The sequence below is a fragment of the Bacillus nitratireducens genome (genome assembly GCF_001884135.1).
GTDB classification, from domain to species: domain Bacteria; phylum Bacillota; class Bacilli; order Bacillales; family Bacillaceae_G; genus Bacillus_A; species Bacillus_A nitratireducens.
Genome location: NZ_MAOC01000026.1, coordinates 234292 through 254327 on the forward strand (window position 1 = coordinate 234292; position 20036 = coordinate 254327).

At 34.1% G+C, this 20036-nt stretch carries 25 protein-coding genes; 19 read left to right on the forward strand and 6 right to left on the reverse strand.

Annotated elements, in window-relative coordinates; translation table 11 throughout:
• Positions 1-36: 36 nt before the first annotated feature.
• On the reverse strand, positions 37-894 hold the full coding sequence (locus BAU23_RS10985; protein ID WP_001227642.1) for a glycine betaine ABC transporter substrate-binding protein: 858 nt from the start codon (positions 892-894) through the stop codon (positions 37-39).
• Positions 895-1067: 173 nt separating this feature from the next.
• On the opposite strand from BAU23_RS10985, the gene BAU23_RS10990 reads away from it, so the two are divergent.
• Positions 1068-2273 (forward strand): quaternary amine ABC transporter ATP-binding protein, encoded by a 1206-nt coding sequence (locus tag BAU23_RS10990; RefSeq protein WP_000370622.1) that lies wholly within the window; start codon positions 1068-1070, stop codon positions 2271-2273.
• On the forward strand, positions 2266-3102 hold the full coding sequence (locus BAU23_RS10995; RefSeq protein ID WP_001059834.1) for an ABC transporter permease: 837 nt from the start codon (positions 2266-2268) through the stop codon (positions 3100-3102). The genes BAU23_RS10990 and BAU23_RS10995 overlap by 8 nt, the downstream gene beginning before the upstream one ends.
• Before the next feature lie 47 nt (positions 3103-3149).
• On the opposite strand, the gene BAU23_RS29740 is transcribed toward BAU23_RS10995, so the two are convergent.
• The gene (locus BAU23_RS29740) at positions 3150-3386 is read right to left on the reverse strand and encodes a hypothetical protein (RefSeq protein WP_000283212.1); all 237 of its coding nucleotides are present in this window, start codon (positions 3384-3386) and stop codon (positions 3150-3152) included.
• 224 nt (positions 3387-3610) lie between these two features.
• Here BAU23_RS29740 and BAU23_RS11005 point away from each other — a divergent pair, with 224 nt between their 5' ends.
• From BAU23_RS11005 to BAU23_RS11030, 6 genes are all read left to right on the forward strand, one after another.
• Entirely contained in the window at positions 3611-3784 is a 174-nt protein-coding gene (locus BAU23_RS11005; RefSeq protein ID WP_000579044.1) for a hypothetical protein, read from the forward strand.
• Between the two features lie 108 nt (positions 3785-3892).
• Complete coding sequence (locus BAU23_RS11010; RefSeq protein ID WP_000106232.1) at positions 3893-4372, forward strand: HIT family protein; 480 nt, start codon at positions 3893-3895, stop codon at positions 4370-4372.
• Positions 4356-5180 (forward strand): PP2C family serine/threonine-protein phosphatase, encoded by an 825-nt coding sequence (locus BAU23_RS11015; RefSeq protein WP_116733287.1) that lies wholly within the window; start codon positions 4356-4358, stop codon positions 5178-5180. The genes BAU23_RS11010 and BAU23_RS11015 overlap by 17 nt, the downstream gene beginning before the upstream one ends.
• A 59-nt stretch (positions 5181-5239) precedes the next feature.
• Positions 5240-5563 carry a DUF4181 domain-containing protein gene (locus BAU23_RS11020; RefSeq protein WP_079999131.1) on the forward strand — a complete coding sequence of 108 codons (324 nt, stop codon included), beginning with the start codon at positions 5240-5242 and terminating at the stop codon, positions 5561-5563.
• 28 nt (positions 5564-5591) lie between these two features.
• Positions 5592-6032, forward strand: coding sequence for an NUDIX domain-containing protein (locus tag BAU23_RS11025; protein ID WP_071734440.1), 441 nt, complete (start codon positions 5592-5594; stop codon positions 6030-6032).
• Positions 6033-6053: 21 nt separating this feature from the next.
• On the forward strand, positions 6054-6434 hold the full coding sequence (locus tag BAU23_RS11030) for a DUF4181 domain-containing protein (protein ID WP_000108055.1): 381 nt from the start codon (positions 6054-6056) through the stop codon (positions 6432-6434).
• A gap of 72 nt (positions 6435-6506) precedes the next feature.
• Here BAU23_RS11030 and BAU23_RS11035 read toward each other — a convergent pair whose 3' ends face one another.
• Both BAU23_RS11035 and BAU23_RS11040 read right to left on the reverse strand, forming a co-directional pair.
• Complete coding sequence (locus BAU23_RS11035; protein WP_000901202.1) at positions 6507-7025, reverse strand: GrpB family protein; 519 nt, start codon at positions 7023-7025, stop codon at positions 6507-6509.
• Positions 7026-7065: 40 nt separating this feature from the next.
• Positions 7066-7911: an oxidoreductase gene (locus BAU23_RS11040; protein ID WP_208611238.1), complete on the reverse strand. Its 846-nt coding sequence runs from the start codon at positions 7909-7911 to the stop codon at positions 7066-7068.
• Between the two features lie 188 nt (positions 7912-8099).
• Between BAU23_RS11040 and BAU23_RS11045 the strand changes: the two genes are divergently transcribed.
• From BAU23_RS11045 to lpdA, 5 genes are all read left to right on the forward strand, one after another.
• On the forward strand, positions 8100-8579 hold the full coding sequence (locus tag BAU23_RS11045; protein WP_000951596.1) for a DinB family protein: 480 nt from the start codon (positions 8100-8102) through the stop codon (positions 8577-8579).
• Positions 8580-8748: 169 nt separating this feature from the next.
• Positions 8749-9747 carry an acetoin:2,6-dichlorophenolindophenol oxidoreductase subunit alpha gene (acoA, locus tag BAU23_RS11050; protein ID WP_071734444.1) on the forward strand — a complete coding sequence of 333 codons (999 nt, stop codon included), beginning with the start codon at positions 8749-8751 and terminating at the stop codon, positions 9745-9747.
• A 17-nt stretch (positions 9748-9764) separates the two neighbouring features.
• Positions 9765-10799 (forward strand): acetoin:2,6-dichlorophenolindophenol oxidoreductase subunit beta, encoded by a 1035-nt coding sequence (gene acoB / locus BAU23_RS11055; protein WP_071734446.1) that lies wholly within the window; start codon positions 9765-9767, stop codon positions 10797-10799.
• A gap of 27 nt (positions 10800-10826) precedes the next feature.
• Positions 10827-12026 (forward strand): dihydrolipoamide acetyltransferase family protein, encoded by a 1200-nt coding sequence (locus BAU23_RS11060; protein WP_071734449.1) that lies wholly within the window; start codon positions 10827-10829, stop codon positions 12024-12026.
• A 15-nt stretch (positions 12027-12041) separates the two neighbouring features.
• Entirely contained in the window at positions 12042-13421 is a 1380-nt protein-coding gene (lpdA, locus tag BAU23_RS11065) for a dihydrolipoyl dehydrogenase (RefSeq protein ID WP_071734451.1), read from the forward strand.
• Positions 13422-13588: 167 nt separating this feature from the next.
• Here the strand turns inward: lpdA and BAU23_RS11070 are convergent, their stop codons facing one another.
• The gene (locus BAU23_RS11070) at positions 13589-14182 is read right to left on the reverse strand and encodes a hypothetical protein (protein WP_000914462.1); all 594 of its coding nucleotides are present in this window, start codon (positions 14180-14182) and stop codon (positions 13589-13591) included.
• 220 nt (positions 14183-14402) lie between these two features.
• On the opposite strand from BAU23_RS11070, the gene BAU23_RS11075 reads away from it, so the two are divergent.
• Entirely contained in the window at positions 14403-15059 is a 657-nt protein-coding gene (locus BAU23_RS11075; protein WP_001199204.1) for a DUF4085 family protein, read from the forward strand.
• 49 nt (positions 15060-15108) lie between these two features.
• Here BAU23_RS11075 and BAU23_RS11080 read toward each other — a convergent pair whose 3' ends face one another.
• Positions 15109-15600: a hypothetical protein gene (locus tag BAU23_RS11080; protein ID WP_000835755.1), complete on the reverse strand. Its 492-nt coding sequence runs from the start codon at positions 15598-15600 to the stop codon at positions 15109-15111.
• A 249-nt stretch (positions 15601-15849) separates the two neighbouring features.
• On the opposite strand from BAU23_RS11080, the gene BAU23_RS11085 reads away from it, so the two are divergent.
• From BAU23_RS11085 to BAU23_RS11105, 5 genes are all read left to right on the forward strand, one after another.
• A complete protein-coding gene (locus BAU23_RS11085) occupies positions 15850-16620 on the forward strand; it encodes a DeoR/GlpR family DNA-binding transcription regulator (RefSeq protein WP_071734453.1) in 771 nt (256 codons plus the stop codon).
• A 12-nt stretch (positions 16621-16632) separates the two neighbouring features.
• Positions 16633-17193, forward strand: coding sequence for a GNAT family N-acetyltransferase (locus BAU23_RS11090; RefSeq protein ID WP_071734455.1), 561 nt, complete (start codon positions 16633-16635; stop codon positions 17191-17193).
• A gap of 4 nt (positions 17194-17197) precedes the next feature.
• Positions 17198-17500, forward strand: coding sequence for a cytoplasmic protein (locus BAU23_RS11095; RefSeq protein ID WP_071734457.1), 303 nt, complete (start codon positions 17198-17200; stop codon positions 17498-17500).
• A 314-nt stretch (positions 17501-17814) separates the two neighbouring features.
• Entirely contained in the window at positions 17815-19665 is a 1851-nt protein-coding gene (locus BAU23_RS11100; RefSeq protein WP_071734459.1) for a sigma-54-dependent Fis family transcriptional regulator, read from the forward strand.
• 115 nt (positions 19666-19780) lie between these two features.
• Positions 19781-20026 (forward strand): DUF3977 family protein, encoded by a 246-nt coding sequence (locus BAU23_RS11105; RefSeq protein ID WP_000873838.1) that lies wholly within the window; start codon positions 19781-19783, stop codon positions 20024-20026.
• Positions 20027-20036 lie beyond the last annotated feature (10 nt).

Genomic DNA, 20036 nt, shown 5'->3' on the forward strand with positions numbered 1-20036 from the left:
AATAGGTTGAATTCTCTAGCCTGTTTTTGTCGTTCTTTATTCTTTTATCCATTCATCAACTAAAGCTTGATTTTTTTTAATCCATTTTCGCGCGGCTTCTTCCGGATCTTTCGTTTTATTTAGCATGACCATTAAAGTACCTAGTTGTTCATCGTTCATTTTCCATTGATCAAAGTATTTCACAATATCCGGATGATCTTTTTCGAAACCTTTACGAACTGAGTAATAAATGTCATCTTTTTCACCATATACTTTCTTAGGGTCTTTTAAATATTTTAAGTCAAATTCTGAAAAGCCCCAATGAGGATTCCAAAGCGTAACAGCGATTGGTTTCTTTTTCGTATATGCCTTCTTTAGTTCGCTCATCATCGCAGCTTCTGAAGATTGGACAAGTTTTAGTTTTATATCATATTCCTTCATTGCTTTATTTGTTAAATTCATAAGGCTACTACCAGGTTCAATCCCAACAATTTTATTATCTAGCTCATCTTTATGTGCATTTAAATCTTCAATACTGTTAACGTTTTTCACATAAGAAGGGACGACTAAACCAAGCCCGGTACCTTCATACCATTTTGATTTTAAGACGATGTCATCTTTGTAACGCGCATTTAATGGTTTATCCGTAACAGGAAGCCATACTTCTAGATTCGCATCAACATCACCGCGTGCAACGCCAGTCCATATCGCAGCTTTTTCTAAATACATGAGTTCAACTTTATAGCCTTTTTCTTCTAATAAAACTTTCCACATATTTGCGGTTGCGATATTTTCTTTCCAACTTGTTACACCAAGTTTAATTTTTCCTTTCGAATTTGCATTTGTTGCATTACAAGAAGTGAAAATCATACTAATAAATAGTAACAGACTTATAATCCATATTTTTTTTCGCATTCAAAACCTCCTGTGAAGCTTTTGCTTTTTATAAATTAATCTATAAGTGAACCTTCTTATTATGAACGGAAACAAGAATTTTTAAAGAAATCTTATATATGTCATTTTTATGTAATATTTCTCTGTAAAATCGCAACACTATGTAAATAGATGGGTAGAAAAGGAGTAGTGACATGGATAATACAAAGGTACGTGTTGAAAATGTAACAAAAGTCTTTGGGAAACATCCGCAACGAGCGCTTACCTTATTAAAAGAAGGAAAAAGCAAATCTGAAATTTTAAAGGAGACAGGAATGAACGTTGGTGTGAAAAAAGCAACGTTTGAAGTATACACTGGAGAAATTTTCGTTATTATGGGTTTGTCTGGTAGTGGGAAATCTACATTGGTTCGAATGCTAAATCAATTAATTAAACCGACAGCGGGGCATATATACATAGATGGTGAAGATATCGCGACGATGGGAAAAGAAGAGTTGCGAAGAGTAAGAAGAACGAAGATGAGCATGGTGTTTCAAAAGTTCGCTTTATTTCCACACCGTACAGTGATACAAAACGTTGCGTACGGGTTAGAAATTCAAGGAGTTCCAGTAGAGGAAAGAGAAAATAAGGCGTTAGAATCGCTACAGTTAGTAGGGCTAGATCATCATAAAGATAATTACCCAAGTCAACTTAGTGGTGGTATGCAGCAGCGTGTTGGAATCGCAAGGGCATTAACGAATAATCCAGATGTATTGTTAATGGATGAGTCATTTAGTGCTTTAGATCCACTGATTCGAAAAGAAATGCAAGATGAATTGTTAGAGCTACAAGATAAAATGGAAAAAACAATTATATTTATTACACATGATTTAGATGAAGCGCTTCGCATTGGAGATCGTATCGCATTAATGAAAGATGGAGAAATCGTTCAAATTGGAACGCCGGAAGAAATTATGATGAGTCCTGCCAATGAATTTGTAGAGAAATTCGTGGCGGACGTGAATTTAGGAAAAGTAATTACGGCGGAATCTATATTAAAACGACCGGAGACTTTATTAATTGATCGTGGACCACGTGTAGCACTTCAAATTATGAGGAATGCAGGTGTTTCTACCGTATATGTTGTAAACAAAAAGTATGAATTTTTAGGTATATTAACTGCGGATGATGCAAGTAAAGCAGTACAAAAACAGTGGCCGATTGCTGATTTATTACTTAACGATATTCCGCACGTTTATTTAGATACTTTACTTGAAGAAACGTATGCAAAAATGGCGGAGATGAAATATCCGTTACCCGTAATTGATGAGAAGAAAAGGTTAAGAGGAATTATTAAACGTGAAAGTGTCATTCAAGCTCTTGCAGGTAACATTGAGGAAGAGGTGAAAGACGATGAATAATATTCCGCGCATTCCATTAGGTGAATGGGTTGATTCATTTGTTGCAAGTTTATATGAGCACTTTGAAGGCTTGTTCCGAGGATTCTCCTATATTATTGGTGGATTTGTTGATTTACTCACTAATTTTTTAACAATAATACCAGCCATATTGATGATTATTCTCCTATGTTTCCTCATTTGGTATACAACGAGAAAATTATCTTTAGTTATTTTTACGCTCATCGGATTATTATTTATTTTAAATATTAACTACTGGGCACAAACGATGCAAACATTAGCGCTCGTACTTACGTCAGTTATTATTTCGATTATTATCGGAATTCCCATTGGCATTTTAGCATCTCAAAATGAACGTTTCTCAAAATTTTTAAAACCGACATTAGATTTTATGCAAACAATGCCGGCATTCGTTTATTTGATACCAGCCATTACGTTTTTTGGTGTAGGCGTTGTACCTGGTATTATTGCATCGGTAATTTTCGCTATGCCACCGACAATTCGTTTTACAGACTTAGGAATTAGACAAGTTCCAGAAGATTTAATTGAAGCTGCGAATGCATTTGGCTCTACCGCATCACAAAAATTATTTAAAGTACAATTACCGCTCGCAACCGGAACGATCATGGCTGGCGTGAATCAAAGTATTATGCTTTCATTATCAATGGTTGTAACAGCTTCACTTGTAGGAGCGCCAGGACTTGGCGTCGATGTATATCGCTCTGTAACACAAGTAAATATCGGAATGGGATTTGAAGCTGGACTAGCTATCGTCGTGATTGCGATTATATTAGACCGAATTACGCAAGGGTTTTATACAAAAAGAAAATAATGCAAAAAACACACTTTATACTACAAAGTGTGTTTTTTGCATTCGAATTACATCCGAACAATAACAGAACCTCCAGCTGGTGCACAAACTTGGTTTTGCTGTTGTTCCATTGATTTTATTAAATGATTATTTTCTTCGATTAAAGAGATTAACTTAGCTAATTGGCTTTCAAGGCTTGCGATGCGCTGTATCATATATTGAGAATCATGATGCAGTGTATTTCTTACAGGATGGGGGGAGTAAGCATATTGTTGATTTATATTTGGATTCCAATGAGGATACATTTGAGTCGTTCCTCCTTCAATAAATTACTGATCTTTCTTATAGTAAATGCCTATGTATATGTAATGGTGACTTGAAAATTTTTCAAAATAAGAGGAGTATGTACAGGAAATGGAAAAGTAATACATTTATAGTTTAAAGTACATTTTTTGGAAATATCCAAGGGGAATAGCGGATAAATTAGGATATTATCACGTTTATGTAAATAGATATTATATAGGGAGAAATGATTGGAGGAGATGCAATTTTGTCTAAAAATATAAAAAGAAATGATGCAATGACAATTGGTGTCGTTATAGGTGTTATAACCGGTGTGTTTCAAGGGTACTTTACAAATAATTTAGTAATCGGAATTGTGATTGGGATCGTAATTGGGATTGCATTTTTGAAGAAAGAATGAGTGTAAATTTATTTCAAAAATTGCTGTATTAAAGGAAAGAATTTTCGGAATATAAATCCTGTTTTTCCTTTTTTTATGATATTATAAATAAAAAGGATGGTGATGGATATGTCAACTAACAATCAAGTAGAACAAAATTGCTTTATTTGCGAAAAACATATAGGAAACATTACAGTTCCAGGTGGAGCTATTTACGAAGATAAACTAGTTTACGTTGGACATGTCCACTGGGATAGCGAAGAAACATACCTTGGTTATGTAATGATAGATATAAAAAGACATGTACCTGGTCTTGCTGAACTCACAGATGAAGAAGCGAAAGCGTTCGGACTTATAACAAGTAGAGTAAGTAAAGCGCTAAAAGAAAGCGAAGGAGCAGAACATATTTATACTTTCGTTTCAGGTAATGGTGTACCACATATGCATATGCACATTATACCGCGTTATCCAAATACACCAAAAGAGTTTTGGTCACCGACTGAAGTAGCAAATTGGACTGGTGCACCACATGGAGATTCAGAGAAAATTAAAAAACTATGCGAAAGAATACGAAAGTATATGGTGAATGAGTATGCATACAACAAATAATACACAATATTCATGGGTTGGAAGTAGAGAAATGTGTTTAGATGAGGTTTCAGTTAAGCAATATGGTGATATTGTACTTGGTAAATACGGCGGAAATATAAGCGCCGGAGCAAAAAAGAATGAAGATGGTGCATTAGTTTGGTCGAATGATGATTGGGAATTCACCGTTATATTAGACGGACATAATAGTGCAGAAAGTGTTGAATTAGTAGTAAATACAATCCAAAAAGAAAATGAAAATATAAAAGCGATTATGAAAGAATCAATTAAAACAGTATTTCGATCTGTTGAAAATCATATACTTGCAATTTTTCAATCGCAGTCATTTAAAGAAAAATGCAAAAATGCAAAAGGTGAAACAGCCTGCTTAATATGTGTAAGAAAAGAAAAGTACATATGGTGGCTATCTATTGGTGATTGCCTAGTTTATGTATTTCATGATGAATTACATAAACTAGGACAATATACATTGAATCAACGCCACTTTTACGAATGGATTGGAAATGTAAACACATTTGATTTACCGGTTCCTTGCTATTCTTCAGGAATTCGTGAATTACGTACTGGAAAGAATCGGATTGTAATGGTGACAGATGGGGTATTGGAATGTGGAGAACGCCGGTATGAAACGCCATTAAATCTTTATAATGATATGAATGGAAATAATATTGAGTTAAAAGAAAATATTCATAATGTGTTAGAACATGTTCATCATCAATTCGGACGAGATAGTGCGACAATTATTAGTTGGGACGTTGAAAACAAAGAGAATGCTACGTATCCGAGTGATCAGCCAGATAAAAGGTAAAGGAGGAGACATCACTGTTTTTAGTTAAAGTAGTATTATGGATTATATTTGTAGTTATTTTGGAAAAAGTAGTGAGAAAAAAATTAAATATACCGAAACAAACTGACTGGAATAGTAAATATGTAAACAACTCTCATAAATGGGGTACTAGGGCTCTTATCATTTCTTATATTATTGTTACGATGATATGTGCCACTTTAAATCCCATTTATATTAGTAATTTACCCATATTATTTTTAATAACTTTATACTGCTTTCAATCATATATGGAGTGGAAATATGATAAAGAATCGAGGGAATATGTTATTTCTTTAGGAACAGTTCCATTATTACTAATAACAGGAATTATGTTTAATCTTTTCTTTTATAACTATTGGATTTAATCATATGTGGAATGAATGGGGAGACAAAATGAAAATACCTAAATTACGTGCTGAAGCAATGATTTTAAATGAAGATCATTCTAAAGTACTTGTACAATGTGATTTAAGTGAAACATTTTATCGTTTTCCAGGCGGTTCTATTGAATTTGGTGAAACAACAAAAGAAGCAATAATGCGAGAATTAATGGAAGAATACGATTTGAAGATTGATGTTCAAGAATTAGCCGTTGTAAATGAGCATATTTTTGAGTGGAACAACGAAAAAGGACATCACTGTACATTGCTACATTGGGGAACGGTTGAAGAGATAATTACAAATGAAATAAGACATAAAGAACATGAAGATATTATATTAATCTGGAAAAGTCTAGACGAATTAAAGGAGAAACGAACGTATCCTGAAGGGATTGTAAGTTATTTAGAGGAGAATAACCGAAATATAGTCCACTTTATTTCTAAAAATAAATAAAGTAATAGGAGGGGAACAACAATGAGTACCTCTACAATTTTGATGATTATTATTGGACTGGGTATTGGTGGATATTTCTTAGAACAGTTTTTAAGAAGAAAATTGAATATGGAGATAAGGGGCTTCTTTGGATATAAGCATGTGAATAGTTTACATGTAAAATTAGAAATAGGGCTTATTATAATTTATATAATAGGTAGTTGTTATTATATGTTTAAATTTGAAAACTCTAAAATGGCTTATGTCATGTTCACTTATTTAGGGATATCATGTACTTTAAGAGCATGGATGGAATGGAAGTATGATAGAGAATCAAAAGAATATATACTTTCGATAACGGGAATGGTTGCATTTATATTGATGATCTCAATACTAGTTTATTTCGTTCCACCTGCTGCATAATAAGGTGATTATTGATGGTACAAATAGTGAAATAACTAATAAATAAGAAACCATTTACTATTAAATGGTTTCTTATTTAAATTCATCATTTATTTTTGCTAATATGGCTGTAACGAAATTTGTTTTATCTTCAGCATATCGATGTTTATCATTAGGATTAGCTTGTGAAAGTAGAATCTTTAACTGTTCATACTGTATACGAGAAGTTTTGTTGTCAATTAAGTAATCTCTGAATTGTAATTGTTCTATTAAATAGGTATTGTCTTGTTCATACATATGAATTTGATGAGTTCTTGGCTCTCCTTTATTAAAATAGTATCGTTCAGGTAGTACATCTTGTCTGTATTTATAGTTTAGTAGTTCTAATTTTTTAATACATTTTAAACCGTCCTTATAATCTTTTAGTTCGATTGCAATATCAATAATGGGCTTTGCACTTAAATGTGGAATAGAAGTACTACCAATATGGTGTATCGCTAAAATATGTTCACCAATTTGTTCCTCAATGAATTGTTTCTCTTTTATAAACTCAATTTCCCATTCTTCAGTCCACGGAACTAAAAACACTTTCCCATACGGTAAACCTAACATTTGATTTGCACCTCTTTCAAAATGGTCTTCAAAGAGTCTATTACATTTTCTTAAAAGTTCTCAAAACAAGGTATTCCCACAATCTCCATGGAAGAATCTTCTTCGCAAAGATCATAAATTTTACACCTTTGCCAATCGGATATCGTAAATTCGCACGCTTAGATTCAGCGACTTCTACGATTTTATTAGCAACATCTATCGGATTACCAAATGTATCACTGCCGCTATTAATATGTTTTTGTATTTTATCCATATATTCTTTGTAAGGAGAAGATGTATCAGATTGGCTTGTAGCTAGTTGTTTACCAACTTCCCAAATATTTGTGTTATAAGAACCTGGTTCAATTAAAACAACATCTATTCCGAACGGTTTTACTTCTAAGCGAAGGGATTCACTCCAGCCTTCTAATGCATATTTTGAAGAAACGTAAGGGGATAAACCAGGGAATCCGACTTGGCCGCTAATACTGCTTATATTAATGATTTTTCCGCTTTTCTGTTCTCTCATATAAGGTAAAACAAGTTGAGTAATTGATATAGCTCCAAAAAGGTTCGTTTCAAATTGTTTACGGTATTCCTCTACTGGAATTTCTTCTACAAAGCCCCCATTTGCATATCCTGCATTATTAATGAGAAGGTTAACTCTGCTTATTCCTTTTAAATATAATTGAAAGTTATGTATAGAGTTTTGATCGGTTACATCTAATTGTTGAATTTTTATGTTTTGCTGTAAGTTGAGTTTAGTAACTTGAGAAATTAAATCTTCTTGTTTATTAAGGTTTCGCATTGTAGCTATGACTAAATAGTCTTTTTTCGCAAGCTCAAGTGTTGTTAAAAGACCGAATCCACTTGAAGCCCCGGTTATAACTGCGATTTTTTTATTCATTTTTTGCTCACTTTCTTTTTCTTTTATCATAACGAGTTATGAAAAGAAAATCTATTATTCCTATATTTGCAATGAGAGCAATACCCGTTAATTCTATATTCTATGAGATTTTTAAAAGAGGGAATTATACGGACTCAGCGTATATAAAGAAGTGAGTATTAATACGTTAATGAAATGAGGGAAGAAAAATGGCCCATGTGAAAGATGTAATAGCAGATCAATTATTAGCAAATGCGAATGATCCTAGTTGGTATATTCCATTTTCAGATGCAGTTAAGGATTTATCTGAGAGAGAAGCTTTCTGGAAACCGAATGAAGAGTGTAATAGTATAGCTGAAATTGTACAACATTTACTGTATTGGAACTCGACGTGGCAAACTAGGTACAAAGAATCAAATGTCAATGCCGTGCCCGCTATTGGTGATAATAATAAAAGTTTTATGCTATCTGATAATCAAACATTTGAAGAGTTAAGAGAAAAACTGTTAGAGAAACTGTTACAATGGCAAAATCTCATAAATGAAGACAAGGTTGAAAGTGATGTAATTGGATTTCCTGTATCTGCGAAGTGGTGGGAAGTATTAGCTAATGTAACGACTCATAATGCGTATCATATTGGTCAAATTATTTACATTCGGAAATTACAGAAGAGTTTTGATAATGAATAAGATAATAATTCTCAAATTAGGTGAACAAAAGTGGACAAGACGAGACAGATGTCTCATTTTGTCCACTTTTTTATTATGGAAGAAAAGAGAAAACCTATTAAATCAGGGATTAGAATTTGGCACAGTACTTGCAATATAAAAGATGAACAAGAAAATAGGAGGGCTGGACATGTTAAAAACAACTGAAAGTAAAGGGAATGAAATTACGAAAGAACAAGCTCGTTGGATGTATGAAAAAATGTTAGAGATTCGTAAGTTTGAAGATAAGGTACATGAATTATTCGCGCAAGGCGTTCTGCCAGGTTTCGTTCATTTATACGCAGGTGAAGAAGCGGTAGCAGTTGGTGTATGTGCCCACTTAACGGATCGTGACAGTATTACAAGTACGCATAGAGGACATGGGCATTGTATCGCAAAAGGCTGTGATTTAAACGGAATGATGGCTGAACTTTTTGGGAAAGCGACAGGGTTATGTAAAGGTAAAGGCGGTTCAATGCATATTGCTGATTTAAATAAAGGAATGCTTGGTGCAAATGGGATTGTAGGCGGAGGTTTTCCACTTGCTTGCGGTTCAGCATTAACAGCTAAATATAAAGGAACGAAAGATGTGAGTGTTTGCTTCTTTGGTGACGGAGCAAATAATGAAGGGACATTTCACGAAGGGGTTAATTTAGCAGCGATTTGGAAGTTACCAGTTATTTTTATCGCAGAAAATAACGGTTACGGTGAAGCAACAACATTTGAATATGCGTCAAGTTGTGATTCCATTGCAGATCGAGCGAAAGCATACAATATTCCAGGTGTTCAAGTCGATGGAAAAGATTTACTTGCAGTGTATAAAGCGGCGGAAGAAGCAGTAGAACGTGCGCGTAATGGCGGTGGTCCAACAATAATTGAATGTATGACATATCGTAATTACGGTCATTTCGAAGGTGAAGCGCAAACGTATAAAACTTCAGAAGAAAAAGAAGAACATTTAAATGAAAAAGATGCGATTGTGAATTTCCGTAAGCATTTAATTCATGAAGCTTTATTAACTGAATCTGAACTTGTGGATATGGAAAGGGAAGTAGATGATGCAGTACAAAAATCAATTGAATTCAGTGAAAATAGTCCATATCCAGAGGATGAAGAATTATTAAAAGATGTATACGTTTCTTACAAATAAGAGGAGGGTGAAAAATAATGACTAGAACAGTAAGTATGTCAACTGCAATCAATGAAGCGATGAAAATATCAATGCGTCGTGATGAAAATGTAATTTTAATAGGTGAAGACGTTGCAGGCGGTGCACAAGTGGATCACTTGCAAGATGATGAAGCATGGGGCGGTGTACTCGGTGTTACGAAAGGACTTGTGCAAGAATTTGGTCGAAATCGTATTTTAGATACTCCAATTTCAGAAGCGGGTTATATGGGAGCGGCGATGGCAGCTGCTGCAACAGGTTTACGTCCGATAGCTGAATTAATGTTTAATGATTTTATCGGTAGTTGTCTTGATCAAGTATTAAACCAAGGTGCAAAGTTCCGCTATATGTTCGGTGGTAAAGCGAAAGTACCAGTTACAGTACGTACGATGCACGGTGCTGGATTTAGCGCAGCGGCACAGCATTCACAAAGTTTATATGCGTTATTTACGAGTATTCCAGGTATAAAAGTTGTCGTTCCTTCCACTCCTTATGACGCAAAAGGCTTATTATTAGCAGCAATTGAAGATGATGATCCAGTAATCTTCTTTGAAGATAAAACACTTTACAATATGAAAGGTGAAGTGCCAGAAGGGTACTATACAATTCCTTTAGGAAAAGCAGATATTAAACGTGAAGGTTCTGATGTAACAATCGTGGCAATTGGAAAACAAGTTCATACAGCACTTGCAGCTGCAAAGCAATTATCGAAAAAAGGACTTGAAGTAGAAGTCATCGATCCACGTTCTTTATCACCGCTTGATGAAGATACGATTTTAGCATCTGTTGAAAAAACAAATCGCCTAATTGTTATTGATGAAGCAAATCCAAGGTGTAGTATCGCAACAGATATTGCAGCAATTGTAGCGGATAAAGGATTCGATTTGTTAGATGCACCTATTAAACGAATTACAGCACCACATACACCAGTTCCGTTTTCGCCACCACTTGAAAAGTTATATTTACCAACGCCGGAGAAAGTAATTGAAACTGTATCAGAAATGATCGGAGACCAATCTGTATTACATGTGTAATGAAACGATGAGAAGGGAGAGAGAAACATGGCTGTAGAAGTTGTAATGCCGAAGTTAGGTATGGCGATGAAAGAAGGTATTATTACGAGCTGGAATATTAAAGCGGGTGATAATGTAGAAAAAGGTGAACTAATTGCTAGTATTAACTCGGAAAAAATCGAAACTGAAATAGAAGCACCAGCTGATGGAACTGTTCTTGATATAGCTGTAAGTGAAGATGAGGGAGTGCCGCCGGGTACTGTAATTTGCTACATCGGTAAGCCAAACGAAAAAGTAGAAGTCTATGAAAATACAAATGTTGTAGAAGAAAAAACACCTAATGCAGAACCTAAAAATATACAACATCCAGAACCATATGCGAAAGAAGTGGCGAAGCAAAGAATCAAAATTTCACCTGTTGCGAAGAAAATTGCAAAGTCTGAAAATCTGGATATCAAGTCATTAGTTGGTACAGGTCCTGGCGGAAGAATTACAAAGGTAGATGTATTAAAGGCGCTTGAAGAAAGAGTAGAAATTCCAGAAGTACTTGAACAAGAAGAAAGTAAAGTCATTCCTGTTACTGGTATGCGAAAAGCAATTGCGAACCGTATGCATGCAAGCTTACAAAATAGTGCGCAATTAACATTAACGATGAAAGTAGATGTTACAGATTTAGTTGCTTTACATAAAGAAATAGCGGAAGTTGTACAAAAACGATACGATAACAAACTAACCATTACGGATTTTGTTTCTCGTGCTGTTGTATTAGCGCTTGGGGAGCATAAAGAAATGAATAGCGCTTATATAGATGATGCCATTCATCAATTTGAACATGTTCATTTAGGTATGGCAGTCGCGTTAGAAAAAGGATTAGTCGTTCCGGCTATTCGCTTTGCTAATAATCTGTCTTTAGTAGAGTTATCTAAAGAGATTAAAACTGTTGCACAAAAAGCAAGAGAAGGCAGTTTAAGTAGTGATGATATGCAAGGGACAACGTTTACAATTAGTAATTTAGGTAGCTTCGGTATTGAATATTTTACGCCAGTATTAAATACACCTGAAACTGGTATTTTAGGTGTAGGTGCAATTGAACATGTTCCTGTATATAAAGGGAAAAAATTAAGAAAAGGAAGTATGTTACCTTTAAGTTTAACATTCGATCATCGTGTACTAGACGGTGCACCAGCAGCTGCATTTTTACGCACAATTAAACGTTATTTAGAAGAACCTGTAACAATTCTTTTATAAAGAGAAGGTGAGAAAATGAGTAATTTAGTTGTTATTGGGGGCGGACCTGCTGGTTATGTAGCGGCAATTACCGCGGCTCAAAATGGAAAAGATGTCACTCTTATTGATGAAGCTGATCTTGGCGGGACTTGTTTAAATGTCGGTTGTATGCCCACGAAATCATTGTTAGAAAGTGCGGAAGTGCATGACATTGTGAGAAAAGCGAATAATTATGGAGTTACACTTAACGAAGGAAGTACATCAATTGATTGGAAGCAAATACAGGCGAGGAAATCACAAATCGTAACGCAGCTCGTCCAAGGAATTCAATATTTAATGAAGAAAAATAAAATAAAAGTTGTACAAGGTAAAGCGAAATTTGAAACGGATCACCGTGTGCGAGTTACACACGGTGAAAAAGAAGATGTAGTAGATGGAGAACAGTTCATTATAGCGACAGGATCAGAACCAACTGAATTACCTTTTGCTCCATTTGATGGGAAGTGGATTTTAAATAGTAGTCATGCAATGTCCTTAGAAAATATACCGAAAACATTATTAATCGTTGGCGGTGGTGTAATAGGTTGCGAGTTTGCAAGTATTTATAGTCGTCTTGGAACAAAAGTTACGATTGTTGAAATGGCACCGCAATTATTACCTGGTGAAGATGAAGATATCGCACATATTTTAAGAGAGAAACTAGAAAATGATGGTGTGAAAATATTTACAGGAGCAGCTTTAAAAGGATTAAATAATTATAAGAAGCAGGCTTCATTTGAATATGAAGGAAGTATCCAAGAAGCCAATCCGGAATTTGTTCTCGTTTCTGTCGGTCGAAAACCACGTGTACAACAATTAGATTTAGAAAAAGCAGGCATTCAATTTTCAAATAAAGGAATTTCTGTGAATAAACATATGCAAACAAACAGATCACATATTTACGCAGCGGGTGATGTGATTGGTGGAATACAGCTTGCTCACGTTGCTTTCCATGAAGGAACGATAGCAGCATTACACGCGAGCGGAGAAGATGTGAAAGTAAACTATCATGCTGTACCTCGCTGTATTTATACAGCTCCAGAAATTGCTAGTGTCGGTTTAACAGAAAAAGGAGCAAGAGAGCAATATGGGGATATACTAATTGGAGAATTTTCTTTTACAGCGAACGGAAAAGCGCTTATTATTGGAGAACAAACGGGGAAAGTAAAAGTTATTGTGGAACCTAAATATCAAGAAATTGTAGGGATTTCTATTATCGGTCCTCGTGCAACCGAACTAATCGGACAAGGAACTGTAATGATTCATACAGAAGTTACAGCTGATATAATGCGAGATTATATTGCAGCGCATCCAACTTTATCTGAAGCGATTCATGAGGCGTTATTGCAGGCAGTAGGACATGCTGTACATGCTTGAAGGTAAAAAGACCAGTCTAATATGACTGGTCTTTTTAGTAAATAATATTTAAGTAGCAATATGTATAAAAAGATACTAGAAAAATCACTATACTCTCATGTTTTTTTAATCGATGAGAGTATAGTGATTTTGAAACTCTTCACTTATTTAATTGAAATGCGCTGTTACTATTTAATTTCAATAGCTGAAGTTATATCGTTCCAATCTGCAGCTAAATTAGCAGTTTGACCATACCAATCAGAGTGTCTAAAGGAGACACCTTTTCCATATCCTTGAGTTGAAGAATGTTCCCATAGTGTTGTTGAATAACTTGCAGAAGGTGAAGCTGTACTTACAGAAGAAATTCTGTCGTTCCAGCTAGAAGGTAGGTTTTTAAAGCCACTGCTCCAATAAATATACTGTCCACCTTTATTTTGATGCTCATAAAAATCGGTACTACCAGCACCACTACCTAAAGGGTTAATTTGATTTTTAAGTGCCTTTTTATCCTTTTCAATAAAAGCATTCAATGTTTCTCTGCTAGTAAAGCCATAAGCTAACCAATCTCCATTTTCATTTTGCTTAGGTAGTACCATAGTAATTTGGATGTCTTTTTTTGATTGATCGCTTAATTTTGTGAATGAATTAACATTCTTTTCATCAACTTTTAAATAATCAAATGATTTAATTGTATTATCTTTTTCTGCAGCACTTACTACTCCTAATCCTCCAGTTAATGCAAAACCTGCTACTAATGTCCCTGCTACTAATTTCTTCAACATATAACCATCCCTTTTTGTTTAGATTTTTGTACAGGTAAAACTTGTACATGTAAAATGTATTCTAATTTCGAATTTTTGTAAATATTCTGAAGTTTTAGAAATAATAGGCGGAATATTTACAGTTTTGCATTTATTCTTTAGAAAAAATAGCTATTGGAATGATATAATAAATAGATATATTGCTTTTGTTGGATGTTAAAATGTTTTAGGAGGAAAGCCATTGCAGTATTTCAATAAAGATTGGTATAAAGAAATGCAAGTATCTGGATTTTTAATTTTCTCAGAAACATTAGAAGAATGGGAAGAGATTTTGCGAGAGAGCGAAAAGGTAGGAATGGATTATAACAAAAGTTTGAGAGAAGACGTGGAAGAAAAGAAAGAAGATTTATTAAAGTTTCTACCTAAGTCACTACATCCATACATTTATGACAATACAATTAAGTCAGAATACCCATCAGAAAAGTTAAAGAAACTTATGCTTGATTGGACAGAAGATTATGAGAAAAGAATGAAGGATTTAGAACAAGCGTATATAGATAATTATAATACTATAAAAGAAAAACTCGGGCAGAATGTCGTTCAACTACATGAATACTCACTACATGACAGTGTAGTCAAATCAGTAGAGAGAAGATCAAAAGATAAGCTAATTATTACTTTAGATTGCAGTGGTACTTTCAGTGAATTTGATAAACTGGAAGTAACTTTTATAGGTGTAACGAAATGTTCTATTCCGGAAAATTTTGAAGGTGCTTGGTGGTTATGTCATGAAATAGACCTTACTAATGAAGGTTTCGAATTGGGTGTTTTATTTGATTGCCCATTTGAAGAAGTGACGATTTGTGCAAAAGATGTATTGCTTGAGAAAAGTAACTAGTAAACTTTATAACTTTACAAACAAAAAAACAGTCTTATATGACTGTTTTTTATTTAGATGCTAAATTATCAAGTTTCCAGTATGTATCTGTTAACGGCGCAGCTTTGCTATCTATGTATAAATACATATTATTTAAATCTTTTGGAGAAGTTTTCATATTAAATACAATGTCGGTAGTTAAAGAAAACTCAGATGGAACCTTTTTAGCATTTTCATTTTGTATAAATTCACCTTCGTATTTTTCACCCGTTTTTTCATCTTTTATGAAATATTTTATTTCTGAAAGATCTATCGTTTGTCCGTCAGCACGAGCATTATTTATTGTAACGCGAGCTGTGAGACGCCACTCTTTGTCTATTTTTTCGAATTTAGCATTTTCAACAGTTGCTCTATAGTATTCGTTTTTAAATATTTCCCCATAGTGCATTGCATTCTTTTCAAGAGCGCTCTTTTCTTGTTTTGGTGTAGTACTACCATTACATCCTGCCATTATTCCTGTAAATAATAATGCTGTACAAGTTACTTTAATTATAGATTTCATAGTAATCCCTTTCTGTATTAAAAAGTAAAACATAGGAATAATTTTACATCAATAGGAAGTTAAATGGAAGTGTATTTGTGGAATATGTAAATATACATTTATTTCGTTGTCAGTTAACGTGATAGAAAGAGGGGGAAAACTGTATAAAGCTGAATAAATCAGAATTGAAAATATTGTAATACAGAAAAAGCATGCATATAATTAAAATAGAGATTAAATTTCTGAATCTTCAATAATGGTGGTGATAACATGTTCACTGAAGAGCGTAGAGAGAAAATTTTAGAGTTACTTAAGAAAGATGGAAGAGTAATTGCAAAGGATCTTGCGGAACGCTTCGATATGTCTATCGATTCTATAAGAAGAGATTTGTCTATAATGGAGAAGGATGGTTTATTAAAAAGAACGCACGGAGGTGCAGTTGAACTTACGCGAGTGAGAAACTTAGCTGCCGAACCCTCGAAACGTTATAGTGATGGTTCAATAGAGGAAGATGCGATTGCGAAAGTTGCTGCATCTTATATACAAGAAGGAGATTCCGTTTTTATTGGTGGGGCTTCAATTCATTGTGCCATGTTAAAATTTTTACCCGAAACATCATTTACAGTTATTACGAATTCTATAGAGATAGCTAGTTCATTACGAGAATACAAGAACATAGAAGTGTATTTAATTGGTGGTAAGGTAAAACCATCAGGAAATGTGACAGATACACTTGCCTCTGAAATGATAAGTAGATTATCTATTGATCTTTATTTCTCTACAGGTGGTGGTGTTTCATTGAATGGTATAAGTACTGCATCACCAGAAGTTGCTTATTTTGGAAAAACAGTAAGTAAAATTGCTAGAAGAAACATTTGTTTAGCTCCTCATAATAAACTCGGAATAGACTGCTTTATAAAAGGAGAGTCACTGATAGAAATTGACCTTATAATAACAGATGAAGAGGCTAGTAAAGAAACGATCCAAGAATTTGCGAAACAAGGTAAGGAAATTGTAATAGCATCAATAACCCCCATTTAAAAGGAGTTTGAAATGATTATAAAAGGACAAGAGTTTCATATAAATGGATTAACTTTTACAATTCGTTCTGCAGCTGAAACGGATGCTGAGCAGTTATCGGAAATTAGAGTTCAGATCGATGGCGAAACTGAAAATATGGATAGAGAAGCTGGAGAGGGATTTATAGATAAGATAGGTTTTCAAAAAATAATAAAATCAGATAGTGAAGAGATGAAAAATCTGTTTTTAGTTGCAGAAGTGCACAACCGAATCGTAGGATTTTCAAGATGTGAAGGATCAAATTTGAGGAGATTATCCCATAAAGTAGAGTTTGGCGTTTGTATTTTAAGAGAGTTTTGGGGATATGGGATGGGTAAGAGTCTATTGCAACAATCAATTCAGTGGGCTGACGAAAATGAAGTGAAAAAGATATCATTACAAGTGTTAGAGACAAATGAAAAAGCCATCCAACTTTATAAAAAATTAGGTTTTGAAGTAGAAGGTATTTTAAAAAGTGATAAAAGGCTGTCGGATGGGAAGTATTATAATACGGTAGTAATGGGAAGGTTAATACATTTCATAAAAGAGGTGTAGTGGAATGTTTTACAGAAGAAAGTACTATATAGTAAAGAATGAATTTATAGAAATATTTAATGAGCATTTTAATACCACGAACTTACCTAATCAATTAAAGCATGGTTCCAGGCTAATAGGACGCTGGATGAAAGATAATAATGATAGTTATGACGAGTATAAAGAAATAGAATCGAAAATTAGAAGTGACGAGAAGCATGTTAAAAGAATACATGATTGGTATGAAAAACATGGCGGAAGAGAATATGTTTTACAGAAGTACATATTAGAGTTAAAAAATGAAGGGTTAGTATGTACTGTAAAGTGATAGAGGGGTGATGGATAATGGGAATTAAAACAAAATTATATTTTAGTTTAGCATCTACCATTTTATTTGCAATAGCAGTAATAGTTTTCTTTATAAACGGCAATCCACAAAAGTGGTTTTGGCTATGTATTTTCTTTGCGTCCATTATACAAAATATAGTTCTACTAAAAAAGAATAAAGGAGTTCATTAAGATATTCAAATTATTAACATATTTGTGTCGTCTTTCTAGTTATGTTGAAAACGCTTTTATTCAGTTTTATAATAAAAGTATGTTTTTACAGATCTCCAAAACAATGGATAGGGAGATGATACAATGTTAGCTTCACCGTTTTACTTACATACATGGAAAAAGTTTGTTGATGAAGGTGTTCTTGATTCGAACCGTATAAACGAAAGAATTTCAGAGTCATGGTATCGATGTAAACAAGCAAATGTGAATCCTCATATGAATAAAGGTCAGAAAATTTTGTCTTCTAATATTTTTCAGGATCAAAAGAAAAAGAGTGAAATCTTCCTTGATATAGCAATACCTCAAATACAAAATATGAGAAAAACCATTGATGAACTGCAAATGATGGCATTATTAATTGATCCAGATGGTTATGTTCTATCATTAAGTGGAAATCAGCAAACGTTGAAACGAGCGAAACATATTAATTTTATTGAAGGTGTGAAATGGACGGAAGCAGCTGTTGGTACAAATGCGATAGGAACAGCGTTAGAGATTGAAGAGGCTATTATGATAAGTGGTACAGAGCATTATTCTGTCGCATCTCATAGCTGGAGCTGTGCGGCCTCTCCGATTCATAATGATGATGGGAAATTAATTGGTGTTCTAGATTTCTCCTGTCCAATTGAGTTTTCACATCCATATATGCTCGGAATGGTAACTTCGATCGCGCATGCGATTGAACGTGAATGTAGTATTCGAGTACATCAAAATGAACTGCATTTAATCCATCGTTTTTTAGATGTAATTGACAGTGATGAACAAGTTGTTATTTGTAACCATCGTGATGTTATCGTTTCTGCGAGCAAGAGGGTTCGTGAACGAGTATGTAATTGGTCACGAATGAAACTTGAAGATTTAATACACAATGGATTGAAATCTAAATTAGAAGTACCAGTATATAGTAATGATAGAATGATTGGGAAATGTATTTATTTAAAGGAAAATAAACAGGCGAATTTATTTTCTAATTTCCCATTTATAAACGGAATTACTTTTCCTGGAGTTATTGGGACAAGCAGCGTATTTCAACATACTTTAGAAGAAATTAAGCTTGTTTCACCAACTGACGCTAGTGTATATGTATGTGGTGAAACAGGTGTAGGGAAAGAATATGTAGCGAGAGCGATTCATGAAAATAGTCCAAGAAAAAATGGTCCTTTTATAGCTGTTAACTGCGGTTCATTACCGAAAGAATTAATGGAAAGTGAATTATTCGGTTATGCTGAAGGTGCGTTTACAGGTGCGCGGCGCCAAGGATATAAAGGGAAATTCGAACAAGCAGACGGAGGAACAATATTTTTAGATGAAATTGGTGAAGTGCCGCCAGAGATGCAAGTGGCATTATTGCGTGTTTTGCAAGAACGAACAGTAACCCCAATTGGTAGTTCAAAAGAGGTACCAGTAAATATTCGTATTATTACTGCGACACATAAAGATTTACTACGATTAGTAGAAGAAGGGAAATTCCGTCAAGATTTATATTATCGTTTACATGTTTATCCCCTATATGTTCCGTCGTTAATAGAAAGAAAAGAGGATATTCCGTACTTCATACAACATTTTTGTGAACGAAAGGATTGGAATGTTGTATTTCCAAAGAGTATTTGTAATCAATTTTCACAGCATACATGGCCCGGAAATATTCGAGAATTATTAAATGTATTAGAACGCATATACATTTTGTCGCAAGGACGGGAAATATGTGAAAAACAAATCTCTTTTTTATTACAAACAATGATGGGAAATCAACATCAACTTGAATTGCAAGCAGAAAATAAAACAGAGCATACATTAAATTTCCGTGGAAAAATACAGCGTGATAGTATGATTGAAGCGCTAGAAAAGACGAATGGAAATGTTTCGTTAGCTGCAAAACTATTAGATGTGCCACGCAGTACATTTTATAAACGTATGCAAAAATTTAGGCTATAAAAGTAGATTTTTGTAATCTACTTTTTCTTTATGGGCTCATGTTCTGTCGGAATGTGCGCTTGCCAGGGAAATAATAGAATAATTAGAAAGAAGATTTCCTGAAGGGGGTTAGCATGTGAAGTATATTGAAATTGGAATCGGGAATAGGTGGTTCATTCGAACGGAAACCGAAAATAAAGATGGAACTGAATTTGAGGAACGAGGAATTATTAAACCTATTTATTTTGAGTCTTTATATGTACGAATTTGGTTTCGGAAAACGTGTTTTATTTTTGATACGAAAGAGGGTTTTAAGAAAGTAAGAAAAAGTAGAGCTGAGTATAAGTTTATTGTTGGAATGGTGAGTAGGTTAAAACAATAGAATCAAATAG